The sequence below is a fragment of the Streptomyces sp. NPDC021100 genome (assembly GCF_044333095.1).
Taxonomy (GTDB): Bacteria; Actinomycetota; Actinomycetes; order Streptomycetales; family Streptomycetaceae; genus Streptomyces.
The window spans coordinates 636,970-661,802 of sequence record NZ_JBIRQH010000001.1 but is presented as its reverse complement, the minus strand read 5'-3'; the positions used below and the strand labels follow the sequence as shown (position 1 = coordinate 661,802).

Annotated in this window: 21 protein-coding genes; 15 read left to right on the top strand and 6 right to left on the bottom strand. The window is 73.1% G+C overall.

Going from position 1 to position 24,833, the window contains the following annotated elements; translation table 11 throughout:
• The first annotated feature begins 42 nt into the window (after positions 1-42).
• The 7 genes from ACH4PU_RS03035 (at position 43) to ACH4PU_RS03005 (ending at position 7,455) form a co-directional block, all read left to right on the top strand.
• Positions 43-1,671 carry an ABC transporter substrate-binding protein gene (locus ACH4PU_RS03035; protein ID WP_398264916.1) on the top strand — a complete coding sequence of 543 codons (1,629 nt, stop codon included), beginning with the start codon at positions 43-45 and terminating at the stop codon, positions 1,669-1,671.
• Between the two features lie 34 nt (positions 1,672-1,705).
• On the top strand, positions 1,706-2,629 hold the full coding sequence (locus ACH4PU_RS03030; RefSeq protein WP_398264914.1) for an ABC transporter permease: 924 nt from the start codon (positions 1,706-1,708) through the stop codon (positions 2,627-2,629).
• Entirely contained in the window at positions 2,622-3,620 is a 999-nt protein-coding gene (locus ACH4PU_RS03025) for an ABC transporter permease (RefSeq protein ID WP_398264912.1), read from the top strand. The genes ACH4PU_RS03030 and ACH4PU_RS03025 overlap by 8 nt, the downstream gene beginning before the upstream one ends.
• A gap of 10 nt (positions 3,621-3,630) precedes the next feature.
• A complete protein-coding gene (locus tag ACH4PU_RS03020) occupies positions 3,631-4,629 on the top strand; it encodes an ABC transporter ATP-binding protein (RefSeq protein ID WP_398264910.1) in 999 nt (332 codons plus the stop codon).
• Positions 4,629-5,672 (top strand): ABC transporter ATP-binding protein, encoded by a 1,044-nt coding sequence (locus tag ACH4PU_RS03015; protein WP_398264908.1) that lies wholly within the window; start codon positions 4,629-4,631, stop codon positions 5,670-5,672. The genes ACH4PU_RS03020 and ACH4PU_RS03015 overlap by 1 nt, the downstream gene beginning before the upstream one ends.
• 140 nt (positions 5,673-5,812) lie before the next feature.
• Positions 5,813-6,370, top strand: a complete 558-nt coding sequence (locus ACH4PU_RS03010) for an RNA polymerase sigma factor (protein ID WP_398264907.1) — start codon at positions 5,813-5,815, stop codon at positions 6,368-6,370.
• Entirely contained in the window at positions 6,367-7,455 is a 1,089-nt protein-coding gene (locus ACH4PU_RS03005) for a hypothetical protein (protein ID WP_398264905.1), read from the top strand. The genes ACH4PU_RS03010 and ACH4PU_RS03005 overlap by 4 nt, the downstream gene beginning before the upstream one ends.
• Before the next feature lie 23 nt (positions 7,456-7,478).
• On the opposite strand, the gene ACH4PU_RS03000 is transcribed toward ACH4PU_RS03005, so the two are convergent.
• The 6 genes from ACH4PU_RS03000 to ACH4PU_RS02975 form a co-directional block, all read right to left on the bottom strand.
• Positions 7,479-8,492 (bottom strand): ABC transporter ATP-binding protein, encoded by a 1,014-nt coding sequence (locus ACH4PU_RS03000; protein WP_398264903.1) that lies wholly within the window; start codon positions 8,490-8,492, stop codon positions 7,479-7,481.
• Positions 8,489-9,616 carry an ABC transporter ATP-binding protein gene (locus ACH4PU_RS02995; RefSeq protein WP_398264901.1) on the bottom strand — a complete coding sequence of 376 codons (1,128 nt, stop codon included), beginning with the start codon at positions 9,614-9,616 and terminating at the stop codon, positions 8,489-8,491. The genes ACH4PU_RS03000 and ACH4PU_RS02995 overlap by 4 nt, the downstream gene beginning before the upstream one ends.
• A 74-nt stretch (positions 9,617-9,690) precedes the next feature.
• Positions 9,691-10,668 carry an ABC transporter permease gene (locus ACH4PU_RS02990; protein WP_185941764.1) on the bottom strand — a complete coding sequence of 326 codons (978 nt, stop codon included), beginning with the start codon at positions 10,666-10,668 and terminating at the stop codon, positions 9,691-9,693.
• Positions 10,669-10,759: 91 nt separating this feature from the next.
• Positions 10,760-12,553, bottom strand: a complete 1,794-nt coding sequence (locus ACH4PU_RS02985) for an ABC transporter substrate-binding protein (protein WP_398264898.1) — start codon at positions 12,551-12,553, stop codon at positions 10,760-10,762.
• Positions 12,554-12,630: 77 nt separating this feature from the next.
• Positions 12,631-13,605, bottom strand: a complete 975-nt coding sequence (locus ACH4PU_RS02980) for an ABC transporter permease (RefSeq protein WP_398264896.1) — start codon at positions 13,603-13,605, stop codon at positions 12,631-12,633.
• A gap of 225 nt (positions 13,606-13,830) precedes the next feature.
• Positions 13,831-15,951: an alpha/beta fold hydrolase gene (locus ACH4PU_RS02975; protein ID WP_398264894.1), complete on the bottom strand. Its 2,121-nt coding sequence runs from the start codon at positions 15,949-15,951 to the stop codon at positions 13,831-13,833.
• 226 nt (positions 15,952-16,177) lie between these two features.
• On the opposite strand from ACH4PU_RS02975, the gene ACH4PU_RS02970 reads away from it, so the two are divergent.
• The 8 genes from ACH4PU_RS02970 (at position 16,178) to ACH4PU_RS02935 (ending at position 24,795) form a co-directional block, all read left to right on the top strand.
• Positions 16,178-16,372, top strand: a complete 195-nt coding sequence (locus ACH4PU_RS02970; RefSeq protein WP_004954526.1) for a hypothetical protein — start codon at positions 16,178-16,180, stop codon at positions 16,370-16,372.
• 80 nt (positions 16,373-16,452) lie between these two features.
• On the top strand, positions 16,453-17,367 hold the full coding sequence (gene mshB / locus ACH4PU_RS02965) for an N-acetyl-1-D-myo-inositol-2-amino-2-deoxy-alpha-D-glucopyranoside deacetylase (RefSeq protein WP_398264891.1): 915 nt from the start codon (positions 16,453-16,455) through the stop codon (positions 17,365-17,367).
• Positions 17,361-17,744, top strand: coding sequence for a DUF6113 family protein (locus ACH4PU_RS02960; protein ID WP_398264889.1), 384 nt, complete (start codon positions 17,361-17,363; stop codon positions 17,742-17,744). Before mshB ends, ACH4PU_RS02960 begins: the two co-directional genes overlap by 7 nt.
• A 228-nt stretch (positions 17,745-17,972) precedes the next feature.
• The gene (locus ACH4PU_RS02955) at positions 17,973-20,993 is read left to right on the top strand and encodes a hypothetical protein (protein WP_398264887.1); all 3,021 of its coding nucleotides are present in this window, start codon (positions 17,973-17,975) and stop codon (positions 20,991-20,993) included.
• Between the two features lie 156 nt (positions 20,994-21,149).
• Positions 21,150-22,109, top strand: coding sequence for an ABC transporter ATP-binding protein (locus ACH4PU_RS02950; protein ID WP_398264885.1), 960 nt, complete (start codon positions 21,150-21,152; stop codon positions 22,107-22,109).
• Positions 22,106-22,846, top strand: coding sequence for an ABC transporter permease (locus ACH4PU_RS02945; protein ID WP_398264883.1), 741 nt, complete (start codon positions 22,106-22,108; stop codon positions 22,844-22,846). Before ACH4PU_RS02950 ends, ACH4PU_RS02945 begins: the two co-directional genes overlap by 4 nt.
• A gap of 47 nt (positions 22,847-22,893) precedes the next feature.
• On the top strand, positions 22,894-24,081 hold the full coding sequence (locus ACH4PU_RS02940) for a sensor histidine kinase (protein ID WP_398264881.1): 1,188 nt from the start codon (positions 22,894-22,896) through the stop codon (positions 24,079-24,081).
• A gap of 75 nt (positions 24,082-24,156) precedes the next feature.
• Positions 24,157-24,795, top strand: a complete 639-nt coding sequence (locus ACH4PU_RS02935; RefSeq protein ID WP_185941755.1) for a DNA-binding response regulator — start codon at positions 24,157-24,159, stop codon at positions 24,793-24,795.
• The last annotated feature ends 38 nt before the right edge of the window (positions 24,796-24,833 follow it).

Genomic DNA, 24,833 nt, shown 5'->3' with positions numbered 1-24,833 from the left:
ACCCCGGCCCCGACCCGGTCCCCGGCCCCGAGGAGGCAGTCCATGCGAGGAGGCGTGCGGAGCCGGGCCGGGGCGGCCCTGTGCGTCGTCGGACTCGCCGCGGTGGCCGCCGCCGGGTGCGGAGGCGGGGTGGACGGCCGGACGGTGGGGGTGGTGCGGGCGTCGTGGGGGGATCCGCAGAACGCGCTGGAGCCGGCCAACACCAACGAGGTGCAGGGCGGGAAGGTGCTGGACCTGATCTTCCGGGGGCTCAAGCGGTACGACCCCAAGACCGGCGCCGCCGAGAACATGCTGGCCGAGAAGATCGAGTCGGACGACGCCCAGAATTTCACCGTCCGCCTCAAGGACGGCTGGACGTTCAGCAACGGGGAGAAGATCACCGCGCAGTCCTTCGTGGACGCGTGGAATTATGCGGCACTGGTCGACAACCGGCAGAAGAACGCCGCTTTCTTCGCCTACGTCGACGGTTATGACAAAGTGCATCCGCTTCGGGGGGAGGCGACCGCCAAGACCCTTTCCGGGCTCGCCGTCAAGGACCCCAGGACCTTCACCGTCAAACTCCGCACCAAGTTCTCCACCTGGCCCGACACCCTCGGCTACCCGGCCTTCGCCCCGCTGCCCCGGGCCTTCTTCGAGGACCACGCGGGGTGGCTGCGGAAGCCCGTCGGGAACGGGCCGTACGCGATCGACGCGTACACCCGGGGGTCCGTCATGCGGCTCAGCCGATGGGACGGCTATCCGGGCCCGGACAAGGCGGAGAACACCGGCGTGGAACTCCGCGTCTACACCGACAACAACACCGCGTACACCGATCTCCAGGCCGGGAACATCGACCTTGTCGACGACATTCCCAGCACCCAGCTGAGAAACGTCCGCAAGGACCTCGGGAACCGCTACATCAACCAGCCGGCCGGCATCCTGCAGACGCTCGTCTTCCCGCTGTACGACGAGCGGTGGACGAAGGCCGGGATGGAGAAGGTCCGGCGGGGGCTGTCCATGGCGATCGACCGGGAGCAGATCACCCGGCGCATCTACCGCGGCACCCGGACCCCCGCGGGCGACTGGACCTCACCCGTGCTCGGTGACAAGGGCGGCTACAAGGCCGGGCTGTGCGGCGAGGTCTGCACCTACGACCCGGGCCGCGCCAGGCAGTTGATCCGGGAGGGCGGCGGACTGCCCGGCGGGCGGGTCACCCTCACCTCGAACGTCGACACCGGTTCCCACCGGGTGTGGATGGACGCCGTGTGCAACAGCGTCAACAACGCCCTCGGCGACGACCGGGCGTGCACCGTCAACCCCGTCGGCACCTTCGCCGACTTCCGCAACAAGATCACCCAGCAGCGGTTGACCGGCCTGTTCCGCTCCGGCTGGCAGATGGACTACCCGCTCATCCAGAACTTCCTCCAGCCCACCTACTACACCGACGCCTCGTCCAACTACGGCAAGTTCAGCGACGCCCGCTTCGACCGGCTCGTCGACGAGGCCAACGCCGAGTCCGACACCGGGAAGGCGGTCGCCAGGTTCCAGGACGCCGAGCGAATCCTCACCGAGCTGATGCCGGCGATCCCGCTCTGGTACCAGAACGGGAACGCCGGCTACACCGCCGAGATCTCCGACGTGACGCTCAACCAGTTCAGCGTGCCCGTGTACGAGCGGATCAAGGCCAAGTGATCCCCGTCTCCACCGCACCACGAGGAGGGGTCCCATGGGACGGTATGTGATCCGCCGGCTGCTCCAGATGATCCCGGTGTTCATCGGCAGCACGTTCCTCATCTTCTTCATGGTCTACGCCCTCGGCGACCCCGTCGCCGCCCTCTTCGGCGACAAGGCGCCCGACCCGGCCGTCGCCGCCCGCATCCGCGCCGAGCTCTACCTCGACCAGCCGCTGTGGAAGCAGTACCTGCACTACATGGGCCAGATCCTCACCGGGGACTTCGGCACCGCCTTCACCGGGCAGCCCGTGCTGGAGCTGATGGGGGACGCCTTCCCGGTGACGCTGCGGCTGACGATCGTCGCCGTGGCCTTCGAGGTCGTCGTCGGCATCGCCCTCGGTGTCGTCAGCGGGCTGCGGCGCGGCCGGCCGGCCGACACCTCCGTGCTGATGGTGACCCTGATCGTCGTCTCCGTCCCCACCTTCGTCAGCGGCTACCTCCTCCAGTACCTCTTCGGCGTGAAGTGGGCGGTCGTCTCGCCGTCCGTCTCGCCCGAGGCGACCTTCGCCGAACTGCTGCTGCCCGGCGCCGTCCTGGGCCTGGTGTCGCTCGCCTACGTCACCCGGCTGACCCGCACCTCGCTCGCCGAGAACGCCCGCGCCGACTACATCCGCACCGCCGTCGCCAAGGGCCTCCCGCGCCACCGCATCGTCGTCCGGCACCTGCTGCGCAACTCGCTGATCCCCGTGATCACCTTCATCGGCGCGGACATCGGCGCGCTGATGGGCGGCGCCATCGTCACCGAGCGGATCTTCAACATCCACGGCGTCGGCTACCAGCTCTACCAGGGCATCCTCCGGCAGAACTCGCCCACCGTGGTCGGCTTCGTGACCGTCCTCGTCCTCGTCTTCCTCCTCGCCAACCTGATCGTCGACCTCCTCTACGCCGTGCTCGACCCGAGGATCCGCCATGTCTGAGCCCCCGTACCCCCAGCCCCCGGAGGGACCGGCCGCCGTCAGCCCGGGCGACGGCGGCGCCGCGCGGCTGGCGTCCCGTGAGGCGGAGACCCTCGAACGGCCGGCGGCGAAGGTTCCCTCCGGACCCGCCCCGCGCGCCACCGAGAAGACGCGCAGCCTGTGGTCGGACGCCTGGCACGATCTGCGCCGCAACCCCGTCTTCCTGCTCTCCGCGCTGGTCATCGCCTTCCTGCTGCTGATCGCCGTCTGGCCGGGACTGGTCGCGGGCGGCAATCCGCTCCAGTGCGACCTCGCCAAGTCCCAGGAGGGGTCGCAGCCCGGCCACCCCTTCGGCTTCGACGCCCAGGGCTGCGACGTCTTCACCCGCACCATCCACGGCGCCCGCGCCTCCATCACCGTCGGCGTCTGCGCCACCGCCGGATCCGCGCTGCTCGGCAGCGTCCTCGGCGGGCTCGCCGGGTACTACGGGGGCTGGTGGGACGGGCTGCTCTCGCGGCTCGCCGACGTCTTCTTCGGCATTCCCATCATCCTCGGCGGCCTCGTCTTCCTCTCCGTCGTCACCGGTGGCTCCGTCTGGCCGGTGGTCGGCTTCATCGTGCTGCTGGGCTGGCCGCAGATCTCCCGGATCGCCCGCGGCGCCGTCGTCGCCGCCAAGCAGCACGACTACGTCCACGCCGCCCGTGCCCTCGGCGCCGGCGACCGGCGGCTGCTGCTGCGGCACATCGCGCCCAACGCGGTGGCCCCCGTCATCGTCGTCGCCACCATCGCGCTCGGCACCTACATCGCCCTGGAGGCCACACTGTCGTTCATCGGCGTCGGCCTCAAACCGCCCACCGTCTCCTGGGGGATCGACATCTCCAACGCCTCCAACCAGATCCGCAACGCCCCCCACATGCTGCTCTGGCCGGCCGGGTTCCTCAGCGTGACGGTGCTCGCGTTCATCATGCTCGGCGACGCGGTGCGCGACGCCCTCGACCCCAAACTGCGCTGAGGAGACGGCCGTGAGCGACGCCCTGCTGGAAGTCCGCGACCTGCACGTCGAGTTCCGCACCCGGGACGGCGTGGCCAAGGCCGTCAACGGCGTCAGCTGCTCGGTGGACGCCGGGGAGACGCTGGCCGTGCTCGGCGAGTCCGGGTCGGGCAAGTCGGTGACGGCGCAGGCCGTCATGGGCATCCTGGACTCGCCGCCCGGCCGCGTCACCGGCGGCCAGGTCCTCTTCCGCGGCCAGGACCTGCTCACCATGGGCGCCGAGCACCGGCGCCGGCTGCGGGGCGACCGGCTGGCGATGATCTTCCAGGACGCCCTCTCGGCGCTCAACCCGGTGCTCACCGTCGGCGCCCAGCTCGCCGAGATGTACGAGGTCCACCAGGGCATGACCCGCAGGGACGCGCGGGCCCGCGCGGTCACGCTGATGGACCGGGTACGGATCCCGGCCGCGAAGGACCGGGTCGGCGACTACCCGCACCAGTTCTCGGGCGGTATGCGGCAGCGCATCATGATCGCGATGGCGCTCGCGCTGGAACCGGACCTGATCATCGCGGACGAGCCGACGACCGCGCTGGACGTGACCGTGCAGGCCCAGGTGATGGACCTGCTCGCGGAGTTGCAGCGGGAGTTCACCATGGGCCTCATCCTCATCACCCACGACCTGGGCGTCGTCGCGGACGTCGCCGACCGGATCGCGGTGATGTACGCGGGACGCGTCGTCGAGAACGCCCCCGTCCGCGACCTCTACGCCGCCCCCGCCCACCCCTACACCCAGGGCCTGCTGGAGTCCGTCCCGCGCCTGGACCGCAAGGGCAGGGAGCTGCACGCGATCAAGGGCCTGCCGCCCAGCCTCGTCGACATCCCGCCCGGCTGCCCCTTCCACCCCCGCTGCCCCAGGGCCCGGGACGTCTGCCGCACCGACCGGCCGCCCCTCTTCCCCGTGGCCCCCGGCCGCAGCAGCGCCTGCCACTTCTGGCAGGAGACCCTCGACGAGAGCCGGGGGGCCTCCTGATGCGCGCCGACGGCGGGGCGGTCCTGGAGGTACGCGACCTGGTCAAGCACTACCCGCTGACCCGCGGCGTCCTCGTCCGCCGGCAGGTCGGCGCCGTCCGGGCCGTCGACGGCGTCTCCTTCGACCTGCGGCGCGGCGAGACCCTCGGCGTGGTCGGCGAGTCCGGCTGCGGCAAGTCCACCCTGGCCCGGCTCCTCGTCAACCTCGAACGCCCCACCGCCGGGCGGATCCTGTACAAGGGCGAGGACATCACCCGGCTCTCGGGGCGGGCGCTGAAGGCCGTTCGCCGCAACATCCAGATGGTGTTCCAGGACCCGTACACCTCGCTGAACCCCCGCATGACCGTCGGCGACATCGTCGGCGAGCCCTTCGACATCCACCCGGAGGTCGCCCCGAAGGGCGACCGGCGGCGCCGGGTACGGGAGTTGCTGGACGTCGTCGGCCTCAGCCCCGAGCACGTCAACCGCTACCCGCACCAGTTCTCGGGCGGGCAGCGGCAGCGCATCGGCATCGCGCGCGGGCTCGCCCTGCGCCCCGAGATCATCGTCGCCGACGAGCCCGTCTCGGCGCTCGACGTCTCCGTGCAGGCCCAGGTCGTCAACCTGCTGGAACGGCTCCAGGACGAGTTCGAGCTGTCGTACGTCTTCATCGCCCACGACCTGTCCGTCGTCCGGCACATCTCCGACCGGGTGGCCGTCATGTACCTCGGCCGGCTGGTGGAGGCGGGCACCGACGCCCAGATCTACGAGCACCCCACCCACCCCTACACCCAGGCGCTGCTGTCGGCCGTGCCGGTGCCCGACCCGTCCGTCCGCACCCGCCGCGACCGCATCCTGCTGATGGGCGACGTCCCCTCGCCCGCCAACCCGCCGTCCGGCTGCCGCTTCCGCACCCGCTGCTGGAAGGCGCGCCGCCGCTGCGCCGAGGTGGTGCCGCCGCTGGAGGTCCCGGAGGCGTTCCGGGAGAGCGGCGGACCGGCGGCGCACGTGTCCGCCTGCCACTACGCGGGGGAGCGGCGGGTGGTGCCGACGGCGGGGGAGTGACGGGACGGGCGGACGCCTGAGCCGAGGGGCCCGGTCTCCCGCGAACGGTCTCCGCGATCGGTCTCCCGCGAACGCTCTCCCCGTAGGCCGACAAGTACGGTCCGAGGGCCGCTGACCAGGCGGCCGGGGGAGGGTGGCCGGTGGAAACCGACGATGAGCTGCTGGTGCGCTCGGCAGGGGAGGCGCGGGCCTTCGAGCCGCTGGTCGGGCGGCACGCGACCGCGCTGCACGGCTACTTCGCGCGCCGGGCGCCCGGGGCGGCCGACGACCTGCTGGCGGAGGCGTGGCTCCAGGCGTTCACGGCGCGGGGTACGTACGACCCGGCGCGCGGCACGGCGCGCGCCTGGCTGTTCGGGGTGGCCCGGAACGTCCTGGCGGCGCACTGGCGCGGGGAGGCCCGGCAGCGCCGGGAGATACGGGCGGACGAGCCGAGCAGCGACCCCTGGTACGCGGTCGACCGGCGGCTGGACGCGGCCGCGGTCGCGCCGCTGATCCGCGAGACGATGGCGGAGCTGCCGCACGTGGAAAGAGAGTTGATCCTCCTCGTCGCCTGGGAGCAGCTGTCCCCGGCCGAGGCCGCCGCCGTGGTCGGCGTCCCGGCCGGCACGGCCCGTTCCCGGCTGCACCGGGCGCGCGCCAGGCTGCGCGCGGCCCTCGCCCCCTCCGGCACGCTGCCCCTGACAGGAGACCTCACATGAGCGGGAACGGACGCGAGGACGGCATGGACGGCAAGGGCAAGGAGTTCCTCGACTTCCCGGGCAGCGCTCGGCTGCGTGCCGCCGGGCGCGTCGAGCCGCCGCCCGCGGACGTCGTCGCGGCGGCGCTGGAGGCGGTACGGGCGGCGGCGTGCGCCGAGGGGGGGCGCGCCCCGGAGGAGGCCACTCCGGTGTCCGGTACGCGTGTGCCGGACACCGGCGGCGCCGTGCCGCTCCGCGCCCGGTGGCGCCGCCGCGCGCCGGCCCTCGTCTCCGCCGCGGCGGTGATGGCGGTCGCCGTGGGGGCGGCGGTCTGGGCCGGGCCGGGGTTCGGCGGGGGGCGGGTCGGCGTGGCGGACACGGCGGAGGACCCGTCGGATCCGTCGGAGGGGGTCGCTCCGTACTGGGAGGCGCAGACCGACTTCCTGTACCAGGCCAAGGGGTTCCCCGACAGGAGCGTGACCCGCCAGACCACCTGGTACAGCCGGGACGCGGTCTGGATCCGGTCGGCCGACGGGACCCTGCGCCAGGAGGGCGGAAGCGGGCACTCGGGTACCGGGTTCACCGTGAACGGCGTGGACATCCCCTGGGACGACTTCGCGAAGCTGCCCGCCGACCCGAAGGCGCTCAAGGGGAAGTTCGGCTACAAGGGGTCCAGCACGGACGGCATGGCACTCGGCACCTACTACTTCAACATCGAGGAGATCCTCGCCCGGTCCCCCGCTCCGTCCCGGCTCCGGGCCGCCTTCGGCGAGCTGTTGGCGAGCACGCCCGGTATACGGTCGGCCGGTACGGTGAAGGACAGTAAGGGGCGGACCGGCACGGGCATCGACTACATCAGTGGGAACGAGCGATTCCGGGTCATTCTCGATCCGCGCACCCACCGTGCGCTGGAGACGGCGCAGACGCTGGTGAATGACGCGCCTGCGGATGACAGGTTCTGGGCCGGCCTTAAGGCGGGAGCCCCGCTCATCCGTTCCACGTACCTGGTGTCGCAACCTCTGTGGAAGAAGCCCCCGGAGCTCCCGCCGCAGCCGTCCGGGTCGCCGGGGACCCCGCGGCCGGGGCGGACGCCGGCGAGAAGTTGACGGCCGGCCGCTCGGTCCCGGCCTCAGCCGACCGCCACCGGCTCCGGGAAATGGCAAGCCGACAGATGCCCCTCCCCGCTCCCCTCCGCCCGCACCAGCGGCGGCTCCTCCGTCGCGCACTTCTCCGCCGCCTTCCAGCAGCGGGTGCGGAAGCGGCAGCCGGAGGGCGGGGAGACCGGGGAGGGGACGTCGCCGGTGAGGCGGATGCGCTCCTGGGGCGCCGCCTCCGCCGGGGTGCCCGGCCGGGGGACCTCGGGGACGGCGGAGAGCAGCGCGTGGGTGTACGGGTGCCGGGGCCGGCCGTAGATGGCGTCCCGCGGGCCGACCTCCACGATCCGTCCCAGGTACATCACCGCCACGCGCTGCGAGAAGTGCCGGACGACGGCGAGGTCGTGGGCGATGAAGAGGAAGGCGATGCCCAGTTCCCGCCGCAGCGTCTTCAGCAGGTTGACCACCTGGGCCTGGATGGAGACGTCCAGGGCGGAGACCGGCTCGTCCGCGATGATGACCTTGGGGTCGAGGGCGAGCGCGCGGGCGATGCCGACGCGCTGCCGCTGGCCGCCGCTGAACTCGTGCGGGAAGCGGTTGTAGTGCTCGGGGTTGAGGCCCACGGTGTCCAGCAGTTCGCGCACCCGGGCCTCCCGGCCGCCGGGCGGGCGGATGCCGTTGACCTCCATCGGGCCGGCGATGATCCGGCCGACCGTCTGCCGGGGGTTGAGCGAGGAGTACGGGTCCTGGAAGATCATCTGGATCTGGGAGCGGACGGGCGCGAGCTGCCGGCGGCCCGCGTGGGTGATGTCCTCCCCCTGATAGGTGATCCGCCCGGCGGTCGGTTCCAGCAGGCGGGTGAGCAGCCGGCCGGTGGTGGACTTGCCGCAGCCGGACTCGCCGACCAGCCCGAAGCCCTCCCCGGCCCGGACGGCCAGGTCGACGCCGTCCACGGCCCGTACCGCGCCCACCCGGCGCCGGACGGGGAAGCCGCCCAGGACCGGGAAGTGCTTGGTCAGCCCCTCGGCGACCAGGATGTCGTCGGTCATGCCTCGCTCCTCGGGCCTGCCGGCGGGTCGATGATCTTCGGGCCCGCCGGCGGATCGACGCTCCTCGGATCCGCCGGCGGATCGACGAAGAGGGGGTGCCGCCGGCCGGGCGGCAGGTGGCAGGCCGCGCCGCGGCCGGCGGGCAGCTCCGGGCGCTCGGTGGCGCAGCGGTCGCCCGGCACCTCCCCGGTCCAGGCGCAGCGCGGGTGGAACGGGCAGCCGGGCGGCGGCGCCAGCAGGCTGGGCGGCGTGCCCGGGACGGGCACCAGCGGTGCCTCCGGGTCGGTGGTCAGCCGGGGCATCGAGCCCAGCAGGCCCCAGGTGTAAGGGTGGCGCGGGTCGCTCAGCACCTCGCGGACGGTGCCGCGCTCCACGGCCCGTCCCGCGTACATCACCAGCAGGTCGTCCGCGGTGCGGGCCACCACGCCCAGGTCGTGGGTGATGAGGACGATCGCCGAACCGGTCTCCCGCTGGAGCTCCTTGAGCAGGTCGAGGATCTGTGCCTGGACGGTGACGTCGAGGGCGGTGGTCGGTTCGTCGGCGATCAGCAGCTCGGGGTCGCAGACCAACGCCATGGCGATCATGGCGCGTTGGCGCATGCCGCCGGAGAACTGGTGCGGGTAGTCGTCGACGCGCCGCGCCGCGTGCGGGATGCCGACCCGGTCCAGCATCTCGACCGCCCGCCGCCGGGCGGCCTGCCGGGAGGCGCCGGTGTGCTTGCGGTACGGCTCGGCGATCTGCCGGCCGACCGTGTAGTAGGGGGAGAGGGCGGTCAGCGAGTCCTGGAAGACCATCGCCGCCTTGGCGCCGCGCAGCCGTTCCAGCACCGGCTCGGACGCGCCCGTCACCTCCCGCCCGTCCAGCAGCACCTGCCCGGTGACGTCGGTGGTGCGCGGGTCGTGCAGGCCGAGCACGGTGAGGGCGGTGACGGACTTGCCCGAGCCGGACTCCCCGACGATGCCGAGCGTGCGCCCGCGCTCCAGGTCGAGGGAGAGGCCGTCGACGGCCTTGACGACGCCGTCCTCGGTGCGGAAGCGGACGCGCAGGTCGCGGATGGACAGGAAGGGAGAGGGGGAGGGCGGCGGCTCCGCTTCCGTGGGGCCGGGCGGCGGGATGTCGTTCATCGGGGGGAACTCCTTGCGTGTCCTGGGGAGCCTCAACCGAGTCCCGGGGAGCCTCGGCCGAGTCCGGGGGAGCCTCAGCCGAGCCGCACCCGCGGGTCGATCACCGCGTACGCCGCGTCCACGACGATGTTGGCGACGACGATCGCCGTACAGGCGACGAGCATTACGGCCATCAGCGTGGGCAGATCGGTCTCGCTGACCGAGGAGACGGCGAGCCGGCCGAGCCCGTGCAGGCTGAACGTGAACTCGGTGACGATCGCCCCGCCGAACAGCGACCCCAGGTCGATGCCGAAGAGGGTGACGATCGGCGTCATCGCCCCCCGCCAGGCGTAGCGGAAGAAGACCGTGCGACGGCCGAGGCCCTTGGCGCGGGCGGTGCGGACGTGGTCCTCGGCGAGCTGCTCGATCATCTGGGAGCGCGTCATGCGGCTGTAGTTGGCGATGAAGATGATCGACAGCACCAGCCAGGGAATGATCATCCCGGTGAACCACTTCACGGGGTCCTCGGTGATCGGGTAGTACGCCGGGTTGTCGAACCAGTGCAGCCCGCTGACGAACACGGCGAGCGCGACCACGCCCACGAAGTAGATCTGGAGCGAGTTGCCGATCAGCGACAGCGAGCTGAAGAACTTGTCGATCCAGGTGCCCCGGAAGGCGGCGGCGATCATCCCGATGCCGACGCCCACGACGAGGAAGACGACGGCCCCGCCCAGGGCGATCGACAGGGTGGTCGGGAAGCGGTCCACGATGGTGTCCCAGACCGGTTGCTGGTTGGAGAAGGAGTAGCCGAGGCAGGGCGCCGGGCAGTGGCCCACCGAGAAGTCGCGGCCGGTGAAGATGCCGGTCATGTAGTGCCAGTACTGGACGGGCACCGGCTCGTTCAGGCCCAGGTTCTTGTTGATGACGGCCAGCGCGTCGGGCGTGCAGTTCTTGCCGCACGACATCAGGGCGGGCTCGGAGGGCAGCGCGAAGAAGAGGAAGAAGGTGATCGCGCTGATCAGCAGGACGATGACGATCGCGCCGAGGAACCGGCGGAGGAGGAATCTCAGCATGGCTGCGGGCTCTTCACGGGTCGGTGTCCGGCCTGGAGACGGGGAGCGGGGCGGGGAGCGGAACGGGCGCCCCCCGCCCGTACGGCGGGTGTCACTTCACGAACACGCCGGTCGGGTCGACCGTCCCGTACACCGGGTGGTACTTGACCCCGCCGAGCCCCGAACCCCACAGCGAGAACAGCCGGTTGTAGAACGTGGGCACGCCCGGCGCGTCGTCGGTGAGGATCCGGTCGGCCAGCTTCTGCCATTCGGCGCCCGCCTGCTTCACGTCCGTGATCCTCGTGATGCGGTCGACCTCCGCGTTGACCTTGGGGTCGTCGAGGTGGCCGTAGTTCTGCGCGCCGTCGGCGATCTGCCGGCCGTCGTACAGCGGCGGGACGACGGTCGAGGAGACGGGCCAGTCGGCGCCCCAGGAGGTGCGGTAGATGTCGAACTTGTTGCCCACCTCGGAGATGGCGGTCCGCCAGGTGTTGGAGTCGATCTCCTTCTTCTGCACCTTGAAGCCCGCCCGTTCCAGGGCCTGGGTGACGACGACGGCGATCTTCTGCTGTACGTCCGTGTTGGCGTACGCGTAGACGATCTCCTGACCCTCCTTGCCCGCCTCCTTCAGCAGGGCCCGGGCCTTCTCAGGGTCGCCCGCGGGTTTGTCCTTCTTCCCGTAGGGGTCGGTCGGCCGGTAGCCGTCCATGGCGGGGGAGAGGTAGTTGGTGGCCACGACACCGGCCGTCGCCCCGCCGTTCTGCTGGAGGATCTGCCCGTTGGGCATGGCGTACGCGAGGGCCTTGCGGACCTTGACGTCCTTGAGCCGGGTGGTGTTGAAGGAGATGTAGTCGACGTACGGCTGGATCTCCAGCAGCCGGCGCGCCTTGGTGTCCTGCTGGCCGAGGACCTTCTCGGTCATCTCGGGGGCCACGCCGTTGCTGAAGGAGAGCGCGTTCTTGTCCCCGCCCTGGTCGGCGAGGAAGCGCCGGGTGGAGTCGGCGAACTGGTGGCCGAAGCTGATCTCGAACCGGTCGGCGTACTGGTGCCGGATCGGGTCGGTCTTCGGGTCCCAGTGCTCGTTCCGCACCAGGGTCAGCGACTTCCCGACCTTGTAACTGCCCACCTTGTACGGCCCGGAGGAGAAGGGCGCGTTGTCGTACTTGCGCTGCCCGTCCTTGTCCGCCTTCACCGCGCCGATGTTGGGCATGGCCGTCGCGTACGGGGTGTCCGCGTGCGGCGCCTGGAAGTGGAAGACGATCGTCTTGTCGTCGGGGGTGTCCAGGACGGACGACGGCAGGTGCTTGCCCTGGTACGGGCCGTCGGGCAGCGCCTTGCGGAAGGCGTTGCCGTCCCCGCTGAGCCACTGCGGGACGTACAGCGGCCCGTCGGTCTCGAACGGGGCGTAGAGCCGCTCGATGCCCCACCGGACGTCCTTGGACGTGATCGGGGACCCGTCCTCGAACTTCAGTCCGTCCTTGAGGGTGAACTTCCAGGTCTTCCCGCCGTCCGACGAGGTGCCGGAGTCGGTCGCGAGGTCGCCGACGACCTTCACCCGCCCCTTGTCGTCGATCTTGTACGAGGTGAGGGAGCGGTTGTAGAGCATCTGGTCGGTCAGGACGTCGGAGAAGTAGATCTGGCCGGGATCCAAGTGGTTGAAGGCGTCCCGCTGGAGGACGGTGACCGTGCCGCCCTTCTTGGCGCCCGCGACCTCGGGGGCCGGACCGGCCGCGTCGGCGGCGGTGCCGATCGAGTAGTTGGCGGAGACGGTCTTGTCCTCGCCGGGACCCTCGCTCTTCGCGTCACCCCCGCCGCCCCCGCCCCCGCCGCTGCTGCACGCGGAGACCACCAATGCCCCGGCGGCCAGGGCCACGGCGTAAGGGGCCCTGCGGTCGTGTCTCCTCATGGGTGCACCTGCCTGTCCGTGTGGTGACGTTGACGTGCCGTGCTGTGCCGTGCCGTTGTCTTGCCTTGGGCGCCCGTTCAGCGCTGGGTCCGGGGGTCGAACGCGTCCCGGACGGAGTCCCCGAGGAGGTTGAAGGCCACCACGAAGAGGATCATCGCTATCCCGGGGAAGAAGATGTACGTGATGTCGCTCTCGTAGTACTTGGCGCCGTTGGCGAACATCCGCCCCCAGTCCGGGGTGGGCTCCACGATGCCGACGCCGATGAAGGACAGCCCCGCCTCCGCGGTGACCAGGGCGGGGAGCATCAGCGTGGACTGGACGAGGATCGGCGTCCACAGGTTGGGCAGCAGTTCGCGGGTGATGATCCGCCACGGCGACGCGCCCGTCACCTTGGCCGCCTCCACGAACTCCCGCTCCCGCAGGCTCAGTACCTGCCCGCGCAGCAGCCGCGCCAACCCCATCCAGCCCAGCGCCCACAGCACCACGATCAGGGTCACCACCCTGAGATAGGTCGGGGTCTCCTTCTCCGGGCTGACGAACAGCGCGTAGACGACCGGGGTGAACGCGACGAACGACAACTGCTGCGGGAACGCCAGCAGCAGGTCGATGAACCGCCCCAGGAAGTAGTCCGTCCGCCCGCCCACGTAGCCGGCCGTCACCCCGATCAGCACACCCGTCACCACGCACAGGACGGTGGCCGCCGCGGCGATCAGGAGCGAGGTACGGATGCCGTAGACGAGCTGCGTCAGCACGTCCCGGCCGAGCGTCGGCTCGATGCCGAACCAGAACCGGCCCGACATCCCCCCGTTGGGGGCGATCGGGTAGCCGTACTCGTTGAGCAGACCGGTCTCGTCCAGCCCGTACGTCGCCGTCGGGGTCTTCCCGTACACCTTCGAGATCAGCGGTGCCGCCGCCGCGACGGCGAAGAAGAAGACCACGACGCAGGCCGAGACGACGCCGGCGCGGTCGCGCCGGAAGCGCAGCCACATGAGGCGGCCGGGCGAGCGGCCCGTCAGCTCCGGGGCGGGAAGCGACAGGGTAGGACTCGTCATCGCGCGGCCCCCCGCTGTGTGGTGTCGGATGCACGGGACTGTGGCGCCGGGGTTACCGCGCAGTCAAGAGGGCTGCGGGAGCTGGTGTGGAGTTGTGTCCCCGCCCCGCCCCTTCCCGTTTCTTGCGGGGGCGGGCCCCCGCACCCCCGAAACCGCGCGAAGCCGCGATGCCGGGGGTCCGGGGGCTGACCCCGGGAAACGGCGGAAGGGCGGGACTGGGGCCCCTCACCCGCCCAGCGACCGTCGCAGGAAGTCCACCTGGAGCAGCAGCAGGTTCTCGGCCACCTGCTCCTGCGGGGTCATGTGCGTCACCCCGGACAGCGGCAGCACCTCGTGCGGCCGCCCGTCCGCGAGCAGCGCGGACGACAGCCGCAGCGCGTGCGCGACCACCACGTTGTCGTCCGCCAGCCCGTGGATGATCATCAGCGGGCGCCGCTCCGGAGCGGCGCCCGACAACCCCCGCTCGCCCACGAGGGAGTTCCGCTCGTACACCTCCGGCCGGTCCTCCGGCAGTCCGAGGTACCGCTCGGTGTAGTGCGTGTCGTACAGCCGCCAGTCGGTGACCGGGGCGCCCGCGATGCCCGCGTGGAAGACGTCGGGGCGGCGGAGGACGGCGAGGGCGGCGAGGTAGCCGCCGTAGGACCAGCCGCGGATGGCGACGCGGCCGAGGTCGAGGGGGAAGCGATCGGCGAGGCCGTGGAGGGCGTCGACCTGGTCGTCGAGGGTGACGCCGGCGAAGTCGTCGCGGACCGCCTTCTCCCAGGCGGGGGAGGTGTGCGGGGTGCCCCGGCCGTCGGCGACGACCACCGCGAAGCCCTGGTCGGCGAACCACTGGGACGTGAGGTGCGCGTTGTGCGCGGCGACCACCCGGGGGCCATGGGGTCCCCCGTAGGGGTCCATCAGGACGGGCAGCGGGCCGTCGCCCTCCCGGTAACCGGTCGGCAGCAGCACGGCGCACGGGATCCCGCGATCCCCCGACCGGGTGAACCGGGGGCGCGCGGAGAGCACGGGGGTCTCGGCGAGCGACGCCACGGTGGCCACCGGCTTGCCGTCGCGCAGGACGACGGCCTCGCTCCCGGGCCGGTCCGGTACGGCCGAGACCAGGACGGTGACCGCCCCGGAGCGTACGGCGGAGTGCCGCCCGCGCCGGTCGGAGAGCCGTTCCGCGCCCCCCTCGCCGATCCGCCAGACGTGCGCCGCGCCCGGCTCCGGATCGTCCGCGGCGGCCCCGGCGGACGCCCTGACCAGCACCGATTCATCGGCGATGTCGAGCACGTCGTGGACGAACAACTCGGGCCCGGTGAGCACCTGTTCGCCGACGACCAGGGCGCGCGCCCCGTCCGTGTCCGCGATCCGCACCAGCCGGCCGTCGGGCGTCCACGCGGGCACACCGGGGAACAGATCCAGCCAATTCGCCGGGTCCTCCTCGGTGAGGAGCGTACGCGTGGCGCCGGTGGCGGTGTTCACCTCCAGGACGGTCTGCGTGCGCTGGTCGCGAGCCTGCACCAGCAGCAGCGGCGGGCCGCCCGCGGACCAGTGCACCCGGGCCAGGTACGGGAAGCGGGTGCGGTCCCACACCACGTCCGTACGGGAGCCGTCCAGGCCCAGGAGGGCCAGCGAGACCTCCGCGTTCGGGGTCCCGGCGGCCGGATAGGCGATCTCGGCCGGGACCTCGGCGGGCCGCGCGGGGTCGGCGATCCACCAGCGGCGCACGGGCGCCTCGTCCACCCGGGCCGCCAGCAGGGCCGTACCGTCCGGCGACCACCAGAAGCCGCGCGAGCGGTCCATCTCCTCCGCCGCGATGAACTCCGCCAGCCCCCACGTGACATCCGCCGACTCCGGCTCCGCCAGCGGCCGGTCCTGGCCGCCGTCCGCCTCCACCACGCGCAGCGCCCCGCCCGCGACGTACGCGACGTGCCGGCCGTCGGGCGACGGCCGCGGGTCCGCGACCGGTCCCGGCACGGGGAGTTCGACGGCGCTCCCGCCCTGGAGCTCGGCGACGAACAGCCGCCCCGACAGGGCGAAGGCCGCCAACTCGGCCGCACCGTCCACCGCGTAGCCCACGATGCCCGCCGAGCCCTCGCGCGCCCGCTCGCGCCGCGCGCGCTCCTCGGGCGTCAACTCCTCCTCCGCGCCGCCCAGCAGCGCCGCCGGATCGCCCGCCGGGTACTCGCGGCCGTCGTCGAGGTCGAGCACCCACAGCACATGAGAGCGGTCGGTGCCCGAACGGGAGCGCAGGAAGACGACGCGTGAACCGTCCGGTGCCACGGTGAACGCACGGGGAGCGCCCAGGGTGAAGTGCTGCGTCCGGGCGTACTGGCGGGGGAACGAGAGCTGTCCGGTCATGCGGCCGAGCCTAGGGCCGGCCGGTGCCGCGCGGCGAGAAGTCACCGTGCGCCCCGGGCGCGCTCCTGTGCACCGAGTCACGAGAGCTGTGCGGATAGTTATGATCCTTCACGCAGAGGGGGGACGCCCCCGCTTTTCCGCCGCGTGCCCCCACGGGCCCGTGCGCGCCGTTCGACCTGCCGTCCGTCTGCCGTCCGTCCGACCGCGTATCTGGAGGTGAACCGCTGTGGCACTCTCGATTTCGGCGGTGGTGCTGCTGGCGATCATCGTGATCCTGCTGTGCCGGAAGTCGGGGCTGAAGGCGGGCCACGCCGCGATCTGCGTGCTGCTGGGGTTCTACCTCGCGAGCTCGACCGTCGCCCCCACCCTCCACCAGCTGACGAAGAGCGTCACCGCGATGATCGGCGGTATCAAGTTCTGACCGCGCCGGCGGGGCCCGGGCGTCCGCGCGGCGCCGTGGTCGGCTCCCGTGCCGCGCCGTCCGGCTCGTAGGCTGTTCCCATGACCGACCTTCCCGGCCGCCGGCTGCTCCTGGTGCACGCGCACCCGGACGACGAATCGATCAACAACGGCGCGACCATGGCCAAGTACGCGGCCGAGGGTGCCCACGTCACCCTGGTGACCTGCACCCTCGGCGAGGAGGGCGAGGTGATCCCGCCGGGCCTCGCCCACCTCACGGCCGACCGGGAGGACGCCCTCGGTGCCCACCGCGCGGGCGAACTGGCCGCCGCGATGAAGGAGCTCGGCGTCACCGACCACCGCTTCCTGGGCGGCCGGGGGCGCTACCGGGACTCCGGGATGATGGGCGCACCGCAGAACGACCGTCCCGGGAGCTTCTGGAGAGCGGACGTCGACGAGGCCGCCGCGTCCCTCGTTGAGGTGATGCGCGAGGTGCGTCCGCAGGTGCTGGTCACCTACGACCCGCACGGCGGCTACGGCCACCCCGACCACATCCAGGCGCACCGGGTGGCCATGCGCGCGGTGGATCTGGCGGCCGAGCCCGCGTTCCGCCGGGACCTCGGGGAGCCGCACCGGGTGGCGAAGGTGTACTGGAACTGCGTCCCGCGCTCGGTCGTCGAGGCGGGCTTCGCGCGGCTGCGCGAGGCCGCGGCGGCGGGGGAGCCCCGGCCGTTCCCCGGCGTCGCCGCGCTCGACGACGTGCCGGGTGTCGTCCCGGACGACGAGGTGACGGCGGCCCCGCACACGGCCCCTTATCTCTCCGCGAAGGCGGCGGCCATGCGGGCGCACGCCACTCAGATCGTGGTGGACGGTCACTTCTTCGCCCTCTCCAACGAGCTGGGCCAGCCGCTCCTCGCCGACGAGTACTACCGCCTCGTGCGCGGAAGGGCGGCCGCCGTCCGGGAGGACGACCTGTTCGCCGGGGTCGAGGCCGAAGGGCCGGGTGCGGCATGCTGACCGGCACCCTGACGGCCGGGAAGGTCGTCTCCCACCTGGGCCTGCTCGTCCTCGGCTTCCTGGTCGGCGTCGCGGGCGCGCTGGTGCAAGGCGCCTGGTTCCCCGGCGGATTGCTGCTCGCCCTGCTCGCCGTCGGCGGTCTCTGCTACGGCGGACGGGCGCTGACGGGCGGCCGGACGGGGGCCGCCGTGGGCGGCGTCGGCTGGCTGCTCGCGGTGCTGCTGCTCGCCCTCAACCGGCCCGAGGGGGACTTCCTGTTCGAGGCCGGACTCGGGGCGAACGTCTTCATGCTGGGCGGGATGGTCGTCGTTGTGATCTGTGCCACGCTGGTCCGAAATCCGCAACCGAACGGGCGCGACAGCCGACTTGGCTCGTGAGGCGACTGTTTTGTCCGGCGTTTCGCCTGACTTTTCCTTGATGTCGCCCGCCCCCGTGCGGGCCGCGACGGCGCGTATCGCCGGTGGGCGGCCTGGGTATCCGGCGCTCGTCAAGTGCGCGCCCGCGGTGCCCAGTATGGTGGTGGCGCCGCCGAGCCCCCCTGACCTTGGGCATGGGCGACCCCGGAGAGGTCGGAGGGCGGCGGAGAATAACCGGGAGAACCTGCTTTGAGCCGAGAATCTGACAGTCCGTCCTCCGGGCCCCAGGGCCGCGGTGGCGCCGCGTATCCGTCGGGGACTCAGCCCTACGGATCCGCGGGCGACGGCCGGCCGACCACCGGACGCAAGCCGGACGCGCCGAAGACCGAGACCACGCTGACCACGCGGATCCGCATCAACATCCCGGGTTCGCGTCCCATCCCGCCGGTCGTCATGCGGACGCCCGTGGGCGACGAGGCGCAGGCCGGCGAGGCCGCCGCGGCCTCCGAGGCCCCTCAGGGCGCGGCGCGGCAGCGCGAGGCGGACCAGCGTCCGCAGGCCGCCGCGTCCGCCCGGCGGCCCGAGCCGCCCGCCGCCGCCCCGGCCCCCGAGCCGGAGCGCCCGGCCGAGAAGACCAGCGACTGGTTCGCGCCCCGCAAGTCGGCCGCCGGCTCCACGCCGCCCGCCGGCTCCCCCGCGGCCGGCGCCGACGGCCTGCCCCGCCGCACCCCGGCGCCGCGCGGCCCGGTGCCCGGTACGGGCGCCGACGCCGGTACGGGCGCGGTGCCCGGCATACCGCGCGACCTCGCCGGCGGCGGTGCCGCCCCGCACCCGCCGCTGCCCGGCGACCCGTCGACGACGGGCGCGGTGCCGCGCGTGGGCGCCCCGGGTGCCCCTGGCGCCCACGGTGGGCAGAGCGGCCAGGCGGGACAGCGCGGCCAGGCCGGGCAGGGCAGCGGCGCGTGGCCCGGCGGCCCCGGCCCGTCCGGCGACCCGTTCGGCGGCGCGCAGACGCCGTACCAGCAGTCGCACCCGACGCAGCAGATGCAGCAGCTGCCGGGGGGCGGCAACGCCTCCTGGCCGGGCGACCCCGCGACGACCGGCGCCGGATCCCTTCCCGGCGACCCGTTCGCGAGCCCGGCCCCCGGCCAGGGAGCGCACCCGGGCCTGGGCGGCGGCCCGCAGACCCACGGGCAGTTCCCCGGCCAGGGCGGTGCGCCGTGGCCCGGCGGCCCGGAGACCACGGGGGCCATGCCCGTCCCCGGCGACCCGTCCGTCACCGGCGCCACGCCGCTGCCCAAGGACCCCTTCGACACCACTCCGGCGGCCGGGGGAGCGCCCTGGACCGCCGACGCGCTGACGGGTAGCGCCCCGCCGCGCCCCGGCGGCCCCCAGGCTCCCGGCGGCGCGCCGTGGAGCGGGCCCGGCGCCGGAACGGCGAACGGGCCGGGCGCCCCGGAGACCACCCAGCAGTTCCCGGCGCCTCCGTTCCCGGGCCAGGGCCAGGTCCCCGGTCAGGGCGGCCAGGCCGGTCCGGGGAGCCAGGGCGGTCAGGGGCAGGGCCCCCGCCTGCCGTTCCCCGTCGGCAACCGGACGGACACCCCGCACGACGGTTTCCCCGTGGTGCCGCCGCCCGTGGGGCAGTCCCCGGTCGTGCCGCCGCCCCCGCCCGGCCCCGCGCAGCAGCAGAAGAAGCAGGGCAAGAAGAAGAAGGGCGCCAAGGGCGCTCCGCAGACCGGCCAGCAGCAGTTCGGTCAACAGCACGGCGGTCGGCAGCGGCCGGGCCCGCAGGTGCCGCCGCCCGGCGTCCCGGGCTCCGTCCCGCCGCCCCCCGGCGCCATGCGCCCGAACCCGGCCGCCGAGACGCTGGTCAGCGGCATGCCGCCGGTCCCCGCGCCGGGCGGGCACAAGGCGCCGGGCGGACCCAAGGCACCCGGTGGGCACAGCGCACCGGGCGGCCAGAAGACCGGGCAGCAGGCCCCGGGCGGCCCCAAGGCCCCGGCCGGGCCGAAGGCCCAGGGCGGTCCCCAGGCCCCCGGCGGCCCGAAGCCGCCGCTCGACAGCGGCGCGCCCCGCGTCGCCGTGCCCAAGCCGCCCGTCGACAGCGGTGCCCCGCGCATCGCCGTGCCGAAGCCCAAGACGGGCGCGGCGGCCGGCCAGGGCGCCCCGTCGGTGCCCGGTCCCGGCGCCGGCCCCGCCGTGCCCAAGCCCGGCGGTCCGTCGGTCCCCAAGCCGCCGGGCGTGGTCCAGGGCACTCCGCCGAGCGCCCCGAAGCCCCCGGCCAAGGCCGCCGCGAAGGGCGCGTCCAAGAAGCCCAAGAAGAAGGGCCGCAACAAGCTCGTCCTGCTGGCCGGCGGCGTGGTCGTCCTCGCCGGTGTCGCCTACGGCGCCGGCCTGGTGATGAACCACTCCGACGTCCCCCAGGGCACCACCGTGCTCGGTGTCGACATCGGCGGCAGCTCCAAGGAGCAGGCCGTGCAGAAGCTCGACGCCAAGGTCGGCAGCCGCGCCACCGCGCCGCTGAAGGTGACCATCGGCGACAAGAAGGCGGACCTGAAGCCGTCCGTGGCCGGGCTGTCCATCGACACCCAGGAGACCGTCCGCTCGGTCTCCGGCCGGGACTACAACCCCGTCACCGTCGTCGGCTCCCTCGTGGGCAGCGGCAAGACGGCCCGGCCGACGGTGACCGTCGACGAGGAGAAGGTCGCCGCCGCGCTCAAGTCCCTCGCGGGCGAGACCGGCGGTGCCAAGGACGGAACGATCCGCTTCGTCCCCGGCAAGGCCGTCCCGGTGTACGGCAAGCCGTACCAGGGCGTGGACGTCGACAAGGGCGTCCAGGCCGTGGCCGACGCCTACCGCCGGCGCGTCGAGACCGGCGAGGACGCCCCCGTGACGTTGCCGACCACCAGCCGGCAGCCGAAGGTGTCCAACGCCGAGGTCGACCGGATGATGGAGGAGTTCGCCAAGCCGGCGATGTCCGACCGGGTCACGATCCAGACCGACCTGGCGCACCGCGTCCAGTTCGGCCCGGCCTTCTCGCTGCCGAAGATCCTCACGGTCAAGGAGGTCGGCGGCAAGCTGGTCGAGAGCTACAACCTCGAGGCGATCAAGTCGCTGTACGGCAAGAGCTTCGACGGCGTGCTGATCACCCGGGGCAACGGCAGCAGGACGCCGGTCACCCCGCAGGACGTCGCCGGGGCGCTGGGCAAGGCGCTGCGCGGCAAGACGCCGGCCGAGCGGCTGGTCGTCATCAAGACGAACGTCGGCTGACACCCGGCACGCACGGCGTGCGGAGGTCCCCGTTCCGGTCACCGGAACGGGGACCTCCCCGCATCACCCGGGCGAGGCGGGGACATGACATCTGTCATGCCGAGCACACGACGCCCGACACTGCCCCGCGCGCCGCCGTCCGGCCAGGATGGCCGTATGACCATCACCGCAGGGACGTTCACGGGGGACAGCCGGCGCGCGGGAGCCGTTCCCGCCGTCAGCTTCGCGAACGTCAACAAGAGCTACGGCACCGTACGGGCCGTGGCCGATCTCGATCTCCAGCTCTACCCGGGCGAGACCGTCGCCCTCCTCGGCCCCAACGGCGCCGGAAAGTCCACCACCCTCGACCTTCTCCTCGGCCTGAGCCACCCCGACTCCGGCACGGTCGAGCTCTTCGGCACCACCCCGCAGCGCGCGCTCGAACAGGGCATGGTCGGCGCGATGCTGCAGAGCGGCGGCCTGATGGAGGACGTCCGCGTCCGCGAACTGGTGCGCCTCGCCTGCGACCTGCACCCGCGCGCGTACCCGGTCGACCGGGTCATGGAGCAGGCGGGCATCACCGAGATCGCGGACCGGCTGGTCAACAAGCTCTCCGGCGGCCAGGAGCAGCGGGTGCGCTTCGCGCTCGCGACGGCCGGCGCGAACGACCTGATCGTCCTCGACGAGCCGACGACGGGCATGGACGTCACGTCCCGCCAGACGTTTTGGGGCGCCATGCGCCGCCAGGCCGACGAGGGCCGGGCCGTCCTCTTCGCCACCCACTACCTGGAGGAGGCCGACGCGATCGCCGACCGCGTCATCGTCCTCCACCGCGGCCGGATCCTCGCGGACGGCTCCGCGGCCGAGATCAAGGCCAAGGCCGGCGCCCGCCGGATCGTCTTCGACCTGGACGGGCAGATCCCCCAGGACGCCCTGCGCTCCCTGCCGATGCTGGCCGCCCTGGAGGTCTCCGGCCGCACCGTCCGGATCCAGTCCCACGACGCCGACGCCACCGTGCACGCGCTGTACGGGCTCGGGCTCTACCCGCGCAACCTGGAGGTCGCGGGCCTCGGCCTGGAGCAGGCCTTCATCGCCATCACCGACGCCGCCACCGCCGGGGAGGCGGTCTCCTCATGAACACCCTGATCCGGCTGGAAGTCACGCGCACCCTGCGCAACAAGAAGTTCATGTTCTTCTCGGTGCTCTACCCGGCGGCGCTCTACCTCCTGATCGCGTCCGGGGCGAAGAGCGACGAGAAGCTGGGCGACACCGGGCTGACCTTCCCGGTGCTGTACATGGTCTCCATGGCCACCTTCGGCGCCATCACGGCCGTCCTGATCGGCAACGCCGAGCGCATCGCCAAGGAGCGCGAGAAGGGCTGGGTGCGCCAGCTGCGGCTGACCTCGCTGCCGGGCCGCGGCTATGTGACCGCGAAGATCGCCTCGGCCGCCGTGGTCTCCCTGCCGGGCATCCTCGTGGTGTTCCTGATCGCGGCCGTGGCCAAGGGCGTCCGCCTGGAGGCGTGGCAGTGGCTGGCCCTGACCGGTTCCATCTGGGCCGGCAGCTGCGTCTTCGCGGCGCTCGGCGTGGCCATCGGCTACCTGGCCACCGGTGACGCCGTCCGTCCCATCGTGATGATCGTCTACTTCGGCCTGGCCGCCCTCGGCGGTCTGTGGATGCCCTCCGCGACCTTCCCGCACTGGCTCCAGACGATCGCCGAGTACGTTCCCACCCACGCCTACGCCGCCCTCGGCCAGGCCATCGAGCGCGGTGACGCGCCGGGCGCCCGGGACGTCCTGCTGCTCGTCGGCTACCTGGCGCTGTTCAGCGGCGCCGCGGCCTGGCTGTACCGCAAGGACACCCACAAGGCGTGAGCTGCGCGGCCCCCGGCTCCCGGGGGCCCTGAGGGAGACTCGGGGACATGGACGGAAACGGTGACATGATGATCGGCAGGGCCCCGGAGACCCGGCGGCAGGTCCTGGTCAAGTCCTGCTGGACCGTCCTGTACCTCACCTATCTGGTGTACGCGGTCGCCGACCTCACCGGCGGCCGGCACTCGCCGACCGCCACCGCGTTCGGCTGGTGCGGGCTCTCCGCCTTCCTCGCCGGCTACCTCTACCTGCTCTTCGGCCCCCGGTCGGGCGACGCCGCCAACCGGAGGCGGCTGGGCGTCCTGGCCGGGCTGTACGTCCTGTCCCTGCTCATGGTGGCGACGCTCGGCGGGGCCTGGCTCACCTTGCTCGTCTACGTCTCCATCTCCAGCGCCGTCCTGCTGCCGGTCCGCCTGGCGGCGCGGGCCATCGCCGCGATCGGCGCCACCGTCCTGGCCCTCGGCCTGCTCAGCGGCCACGCGGACAGCGGCCTGTTCATGGTGCTGACGGCCACGCTGCTCGGCGGCGGGGCGATGACGGCCGTCGTCCAGATGGGCCGCACCATGTGCGAACTCCGCGAGGCGCGGGCCGCCGTCGCCCAGCTCGCCGCCAACGAGGAGCGCCTCCGCCTCGCCCGCGACCTGCACGACCTGCTCGGCCACTCCCTCTCGCTCATCACCCTCAAGAGCGAGCTCGCCGGCCGGATGCTGCCGGACCGCCCCGAGCAGGCCGCCCAGCAGGTCGCCGACATCGAACGCGTCAGCCGGCAGGCCCTCGTCGACGTCCGCGAGGCCGTCACCGGCTTCCGCCGCCCCACCCTGGAGGGCGAACTCGCCGGCGCCCGTACGGCCCTCGCCGCCGCCGGCATCACCGCCGACCTCACCCGGGCCGGCACCGGCCACCCCGACCTCGCCCCCGACGCCGAGGGCGCCCTCGCCTGGGCCCTCCGCGAGGCCGTCACCAACACCGTCCGGCACAGCGGCGCCCGCCGCTGCGAGGTCTCCCTCGCCGAGAGCGGCGACGAACTCCGCCTCACCGTCACCGACGACGGCCAGGGCCCCCAGTGCCCGCACGGCAACGGCCTCACCGGCCTCGCCGAACGCCTCGCCCTCGCCGACGGCCGCCTCGAAACCGGCAGCGGCCCCCGCGGCGGCTTCCGCCTCCGCGCCTGCGTCCCCCTGGTCCGCGCGGCACCGGAGGCACCGGCCCCGCCGGCCGCGCCGGAACGCGCCTCCTGAACCGCGGGCCCCTCACCTCCCTTCTCAACTGCACCGACGCACCGCGCGCCGGCCGCCGCCCCCTACCCTGACGGCATGAGCGAAACCTCCGCCGAGCCGTCCTCCCCACCGGTCCGCGTCCTCCTCGCCGAGGACCAGTCCATGGTCCGCGAGGCGCTCGCGGCGCTGCTGGACCTGGAGGCGGACATCGAGGTCGTGGCGCAGGTGGCGCGGGGGGACGAGGTGGTGGAGGCGGCGCGGCGGGCGCGGCCCGACGTGGCGCTGCTGGACATCGAGATGCCCGGGCTGACCGGCCTGGAGGCGGCGGCGCTGCTGGGACGGGAGGCGCCGGAGGTACGGATCGTCATCCTCACGACGTTCGGCCGCCCCGGCTATCTGCGCCGGGCGATGGAGGCGGGCGCGTCCGCCTTCCTGGTCAAGGACGCCCCGGCGGCCCAGCTGGCGGACGCCGTACGCCGGGTGCTGCGCGGCGAGCGGGTCATCGACCCGGCGCTCGCGGCGGCGGCCCTCGCCGCGGGGGCGGACCCGCTGACCGAGCGCGAACGGTCGGTGCTGCGCGCCTCGGCCGACGGGTCGACCAACGCCGAACTGGCGAAGAGGCTCCACCTGTCGCACGGGACCGTCCGCAACTACCTGTCGACGGCGATCCAGAAGACGGGGGCGCGGAACCGGGCCGACGCGGTGCGCATCGCCCGGGAGAAGGGGTGGCTCTGAGCGTGCGCGCGTGACGCGCACCCGCGCACGCACCGCCC

Coding starts and splice junctions, on each gene's coding strand:
- mshB (WP_398264891.1), top strand. CDS start 16,453: ATGACCGACCTTCCCGGCCGCCGGCTGCTCCTGGTGCACGCGCACCCG.
- ACH4PU_RS03030 (WP_398264914.1), top strand. CDS start 1,706: ATGGGACGGTATGTGATCCGCCGGCTGCTCCAGATGATCCCGGTGTTC.
- ACH4PU_RS02945 (WP_398264883.1), top strand. CDS start 22,106: ATGAACACCCTGATCCGGCTGGAAGTCACGCGCACCCTGCGCAACAAG.
- ACH4PU_RS03035 (WP_398264916.1), top strand. CDS start 43: ATGCGAGGAGGCGTGCGGAGCCGGGCCGGGGCGGCCCTGTGCGTCGTC.
- ACH4PU_RS03000 (WP_398264903.1), bottom strand. CDS start 8,492: ATGACCGACGACATCCTGGTCGCCGAGGGGCTGACCAAGCACTTCCCG.
- ACH4PU_RS03015 (WP_398264908.1), top strand. CDS start 4,629: ATGCGCGCCGACGGCGGGGCGGTCCTGGAGGTACGCGACCTGGTCAAG.
- ACH4PU_RS02950 (WP_398264885.1), top strand. CDS start 21,150: ATGACCATCACCGCAGGGACGTTCACGGGGGACAGCCGGCGCGCGGGA.
- ACH4PU_RS02995 (WP_398264901.1), bottom strand. CDS start 9,616: ATGAACGACATCCCGCCGCCCGGCCCCACGGAAGCGGAGCCGCCGCCC.
- ACH4PU_RS03025 (WP_398264912.1), top strand. CDS start 2,622: ATGTCTGAGCCCCCGTACCCCCAGCCCCCGGAGGGACCGGCCGCCGTC.
- ACH4PU_RS02985 (WP_398264898.1), bottom strand. CDS start 12,553: ATGAGGAGACACGACCGCAGGGCCCCTTACGCCGTGGCCCTGGCCGCC.
- ACH4PU_RS02990 (WP_185941764.1), bottom strand. CDS start 10,668: ATGCTGAGATTCCTCCTCCGCCGGTTCCTCGGCGCGATCGTCATCGTC.
- ACH4PU_RS02935 (WP_185941755.1), top strand. CDS start 24,157: ATGAGCGAAACCTCCGCCGAGCCGTCCTCCCCACCGGTCCGCGTCCTC.
- ACH4PU_RS03005 (WP_398264905.1), top strand. CDS start 6,367: ATGAGCGGGAACGGACGCGAGGACGGCATGGACGGCAAGGGCAAGGAG.
- ACH4PU_RS02975 (WP_398264894.1), bottom strand. CDS start 15,951: ATGACCGGACAGCTCTCGTTCCCCCGCCAGTACGCCCGGACGCAGCAC.
- ACH4PU_RS02960 (WP_398264889.1), top strand. CDS start 17,361: ATGCTGACCGGCACCCTGACGGCCGGGAAGGTCGTCTCCCACCTGGGC.
- ACH4PU_RS02980 (WP_398264896.1), bottom strand. CDS start 13,605: ATGACGAGTCCTACCCTGTCGCTTCCCGCCCCGGAGCTGACGGGCCGC.
- ACH4PU_RS02940 (WP_398264881.1), top strand. CDS start 22,894: ATGGACGGAAACGGTGACATGATGATCGGCAGGGCCCCGGAGACCCGG.